This is a genomic window from Yinghuangia sp. YIM S10712 (genome assembly GCF_051388935.1).
GTDB lineage: Bacteria > Actinomycetota > Actinomycetes > Streptomycetales > Streptomycetaceae > Yinghuangia.
In genome coordinates, this window is record NZ_JBPKBI010000005.1 from 323961 (window position 1) to 329072 (window position 5112).

Here is a 5112-nt window from a genome sequence, read left to right on the forward strand (position 1 = left end):
GGCCCCGCCGCGCGTGCGGCGTGGCCGCCGGTCACGGCGGGGCCCCACCGACCAGGCGGCCAAGCTAGCAATCATGGATCAGTCAAAAACGCACTCTCCGACGAGGCCAAGCGGGATACTGGCTTACCCGAGACGAACGAATCGACTGCCCGCCGCAGCGATTGACCCTCATCCGGAGTCGCAGATGACCGAAACTGTTCCATCAATCAACCAAATGCGAGAATCACTCATTGCAGGAATAAATCTGCTCTTTCCCGATATCAAGGAATCCGCCGATGGATTTGTGGCCCAGCCAAGAAGGACATCGGATCCAGTTTTGACGATCAGCTCGGAACAGATCGATGAAACACTTGCGAAACTGAGCGCAGCAAAATCGAAATCCCTTACCGAGATCACGTGGGATGACCGGGCGGAATTCTCGATTCTATCCCTGAATTACAGCGCACTATTTGAGAGAGTCTATGACGACAAGGGGATTTCTACTCACGGAGAGAACGCCGTCACCTATCACGTTGGGTCAACCTCAAGGGAATACACAGCCCATCTCCTCTGCCATCTTGCGGAGAATCCAGACGTAGTCAGAACCCCGCGCTGGGCTAATACCCGGAATCGTATGATCACCTACAGGCCAGGAAATCGAAGGAACGAGACCCTCAAGCCGCTTGAGCCAATTTGTCTGTTGGATGCAGTTGCAGAGGAATGGCGCGCCACAACGCTACGCATGACTTGTCAGAGGCCCGGAACAGACTTCACCGTACTCGCCAACTCATTCCTTTTTCATGTTGCATACAATACTGATGAGGCTGCGCGACTGGGGATACACCCGATGTTTCTAACTCGCGGCATTCAAAGAATTCGCCGAACAAAATCCAATGCGATTGACGCCCCTCGCCAAACCTACGACCACGACCTAATCCACCACTACCTCATGGGAGTGGCAGCAGAAATTCCACTACTCGAATATCTGGCGTACTACCACATCGCCGAGCATTTCTTTGAGAAGATATTCAATGATGATTTGGTGGAGCAAGTCAGAAAAGGAATCACGGATCCATCCTTCTCGGTCCGACGCGCGCGCGACATCCAGTCATTGATCAAGATTGTCACTAAGGCACAGCGTCAAGTGCGAGAGGAGGGCGGCGTGAATGAGCTACGTGCCCTGGAATTAGTTCTCGCAAAGTTCGTAGACTTCGGGCGCCTATGCGCCGATCTCGACGCCTGGGATCTAAACCTGGTCAAACACTATCGCGATTCCGGCGTCTCCTTCGCCGATGCAAATAGGGTTGATCTGCGAAACCCAGATAAGTCAGATCTAGCAAAAAGTCTTGCACAGCGAATCTATCGAGTGCGAAATTCACTTGTACATGCTAAAGAGGGGCAACTTCCAAAGTATGCTCCCTTTGCTCATGATGATGACCTTGCTGTTGAAATACCTCTGATGCGATTCACCGCAGAGCAAATCGTGGTGGCGCACGGGAAAGTCATCTAGATCATTCCACTTTACACTGATCTTGTACCGGACCGTGGGCACTGCCTGGGAACAAAAGCCAACATCGCTGAGTTCAACGGGTCGTTCGACGTTCAGTAATCACTGTCGGTGTCGCGTAAGCCGCACCGAACCAACGCCGCTACCAAAGGTTCTGACCATCGAGTTCATCGACGGGCCAGACGAGTCAGCCCGCGCGGTATAGGCGCGGTATGACCATGTATATGCAAGCGTCGATCATGCCTCTGACCTGCTGAGACGCCCGCACACCATCCACACTCCGGAGCCGTCGCTGTAGCGGACAGACTCAGCTCGCACTCGCAAGGTCACAATGCGGTCGGTGACGCCAAGCCCTTAATCAGCCCCGCGAAACAGACAGAAAACACCTGCTTGCAGTGGATGATATGAAACCTGCCCGCCAAAATTTCCCGGAACCGGAAAAGTGAACGAAACCCCAGCATAACCGTAAGATTTACCGGAAGATCGCGGCGTCAAATACGAATCAATGCCTTAATCATCGGCGGAGGAAATTCCCACCAGCGTGTAGCTGTGGTGCTCACGACCCAGCGGAGATCGCGCCGTCAGCACATGCACTTCAGCTTCAACGCCCCGTTCCGCATGAGCGCCAAGCAAGGCCGTAACTTCCTGCTTCGAAGTCCTTACGACAATTACATCTCCACGTTCAAGTTCAATCTCAATCACACCGCGGATTTTGCTACCACCGACAACAATCCCTCTGAATCGTTCGGTTCGATCTTCGAGGTCGTCGGCACGCAAAGCCCTACGGCAGCGATCAGCATTATCAGAACTCAAGCGAGATGTTCGGCTCACTGTGGATTGTGAATGCCAGGTGAGCGTAACGTCCGCTTCGGCTTGTGCTAGAACGTTGGAAAGTTCTGCGAGGTGCCTAATAGCCCTTCGGCCAAGGGGAATCGCCACATCAAGCACCGCATCTTCGGCCGCAGGGCCGGACCCAGCACTATCTGTGAGATCAAGAATCCTATTTATAGTGCGGTCGAGAAGGCCCTCGTTGTTGCCGACACCCGGAATCTCTTCCTGTCCGATTCCAGCACGTCCTTCAAGAACCATTCCATATGAAGATGCAAAAACTGGACCGGAATAAAGCTTTGTCAACTTCTGGATTTCTTTAGGAACAGGTCCGGAATCATGCGTTGGACGAAGCTCATCTAGTGCGTACGCGACAGACTGTACGGCGGCCTGAAAGTATTTCAGCCAATCGCCTAGCAGCCCTGATTCAATCCGGTGATCTTGCACAGCTGGGCCATCAAGGGAGAATCGAAGAACCGGATTATCGATTGATACTTCGCGATCTGCGCCAGCGCCTTCGTCAATAGCACGCAGGAGGCGCTTGTTTTGAGCAGATTCGAATTCCGAGAGCGTTCGCACTGGGCTAGCTCCGGGAAGCTTCTCTCTGCGCGCGGCAAGCCAACGACGTACTGCTTCCGGGTCGGACCTGTCAGGCAGATTACGTGCAGTGTTCAAAGCGACACCTCCACGTAGCCACGGCGGGCTTCGGTCCCATCAACCGTGCACCTCTGCCAGATCTCGTCGTACAGGCCCAGCTTCCGAAAGACCTCGTCATCCCCTGACGCCATGGCTCCTCGTACCCCGAGAGCTTTGAAGTCAGACGTCGCCGGCAGCCGCAGTATGTAGGCATCGACACGCATACCTTGCTTCACACACCACTCCCGTGTGCCAAGGTTGTCCAGGTCATCGATGCTGTCGGGGTCCGCAGCTATCGCGTCGTATGCCTGCGGGTTGATCAGATACGCAAGGTCAACATCGCTAGGGTCAAGTTTGGCACTGACGAAGCTGCCAGCCAACCAAATGCGATCAACGCCACCAAAGAGACAGCCCACTATCTCGCGGTGCGCTCCGAGCTCTTCCCAGAGGGCCGAGCGGGTGCGGGAAGAAGCAAACGCCGCGCCCCAGACAAGCTCTGCCTCTACTTCCTGCCAGGTCATGGCGTACCTGCCGGGCGGCGGGCACAACGTGACCGGCGAGAACGCAGGCAACAGGGGCATGCGGCTCCAAGTAGACCAACGCTGACCGTACGCGGACAGCAGCATTGTGTCAGATGCCACGAGGCTGTTCGGACTGAATCCCTGCACCCGAGCGCCCCCACGGGATAGACGTACCGGAATGTTGGATTGTCATTTGATCGCGGCGAGTCGCCGTTTAGTCGAACGCCGCCCCGTCGTCCTTGAATGGATCAACCCAAACAAGAAAAATTATCTCGTAACAGCATTTTCGCGGCATGCAACCCACGGAAACCATTGGTAAGGCAAGCTACTGCTTCGCGCTGACAGTGCACCCCGCCGACCCAACTTCTAGGTTGTGCAGCATTCATGCAATGATCTTGCGCTCTCGCAGGCTCTCAGCGTGCAATCACCCAGGTCAGAGGCACCATGACGACGTGCCAGGCGATCCGCTCCGGAGCCGTGTGCGCAGGTTCGAATCCTGCCGGGGGCACCCAGTTTGATCAGGCAAAACGGCCGCTGACCAGCGGCCATTACTTTTTGTGACGATCTTCCTTGTGCAGCCGTGTGCCGCTGTGAGCGGCTGCTGAGCAGGGTTCACGGTATATACACGGTATGATCTTGGTCGGTGTTTCCGCAGGTCAGACCCCGTTTTCCGGCACCTCGAACGCCAAGAACGCCAACGAGCCCCCAGCGTAGCCGTGAGGCTTGCCGGAGGCTCGTTGCCCGCGTCGCGCGGGTCCGTCATCCCTTGCCGTCGGCTTGGTCGGGGTCCGTGCTGTAGGCCCGGAACGCGGCCTCCATGACCTTGTTCGCGCTCTCGTCCTGGTCGTCGAGGACCCACGAGTACCGCGTCATCAGCACTTCGACGCTGTGGCCGGCTCTTTCCGCGATGAGCGCCGGATCACGGGTCGCCCGCAGGCCGAACGAGATGCCCGCGTGCCGCAGGTCGTACGGACGTTGCGCCAACAGCGACGCCTGTTGCGTCTCGGTCAGTGCGTACGTCCGAGCTTCGTGCCAGACGCGGTCGTACGTGGAGGAGCCAACGAGGCCGCCCCGCTCGTTGCCGAATACCCGGCCGTCTTTCGCCGTGCCGAACGTGTCGAGATGGGCCCGCAAGTACGCGACGAGGGAAGGCGGGATCGGGATGACGCGCGTCTCGCCCTCGGCCCGTTGCTTCAGTCCGCGGTTGTCGTGGCTCTCGCCGGAGTCGGTCCACCGCTTGCCCGCGAGCGGACGCGTCTTCTCGATCGTGAGCGAACCCCAGCCCGTCTCCGGAAGGTTGCAGCCGTCCGCTTTGAGGTTCACCGCTTCCGCGGGCCGCATCGTCGCGTAGTAGAGGCATGCGAAGAACGCGACGAGGCGACGCCCGCGGGCCCGCTTGTAGCCGCCGACGTACGAAACCGCCGTCAGCAGCTCTTCGACCTGACGAGGGTTCGCCACCCGCCGTCGGTCGAGCCGCTGCACCGTCTTGGGCATCTTCCAACCGATCTTGCCCAACGGGTTCTCAGCCAGTTCGCGGCACTCGATCGCATACCCGATGACGTTCGCCAGGACTGCGCGCTTGCGCCGGATCACCTCGGTTCCGGCCCGGGTGCCGTCAAGGGCGCGCCCTGCGGGCGCGCC

General features: G+C 57.8%; 4 protein-coding genes. 1 reads left to right on the forward strand and 3 read right to left on the reverse strand.

Annotated elements, in window-relative coordinates; genetic code table 11:
• Positions 1-184 precede the first annotated feature (184 nt).
• Positions 185-1489 (forward strand): hypothetical protein, encoded by a 1305-nt coding sequence (locus ACRX5W_RS14960; protein ID WP_436788593.1) that lies wholly within the window; start codon positions 185-187, stop codon positions 1487-1489.
• A 507-nt stretch (positions 1490-1996) separates the two neighbouring features.
• On the opposite strand, the gene ACRX5W_RS14965 is transcribed toward ACRX5W_RS14960, so the two are convergent.
• The 3 genes from ACRX5W_RS14965 to ACRX5W_RS14975 form a co-directional block, all read right to left on the reverse strand.
• Complete coding sequence (locus ACRX5W_RS14965) at positions 1997-2893, reverse strand: hypothetical protein (RefSeq protein WP_436788594.1); 897 nt, start codon at positions 2891-2893, stop codon at positions 1997-1999.
• Positions 2894-2985: 92 nt separating this feature from the next.
• The gene (locus ACRX5W_RS14970) at positions 2986-3576 is read right to left on the reverse strand and encodes a DUF6932 family protein (RefSeq protein ID WP_436788596.1); all 591 of its coding nucleotides are present in this window, start codon (positions 3574-3576) and stop codon (positions 2986-2988) included.
• A 654-nt stretch (positions 3577-4230) separates the two neighbouring features.
• Positions 4231-5112: tyrosine-type recombinase/integrase (locus ACRX5W_RS14975; protein WP_436788598.1), on the reverse strand; the 882-nt coding region annotated here is incomplete at its 5' end.

Coding starts and splice junctions, on each gene's coding strand:
- ACRX5W_RS14960 (WP_436788593.1), top strand. CDS start 185: ATGACCGAAACTGTTCCATCAATCAACCAAATGCGAGAATCACTCATT.
- ACRX5W_RS14970 (WP_436788596.1), bottom strand. CDS start 3,576: ATGCTGCTGTCCGCGTACGGTCAGCGTTGGTCTACTTGGAGCCGCATG.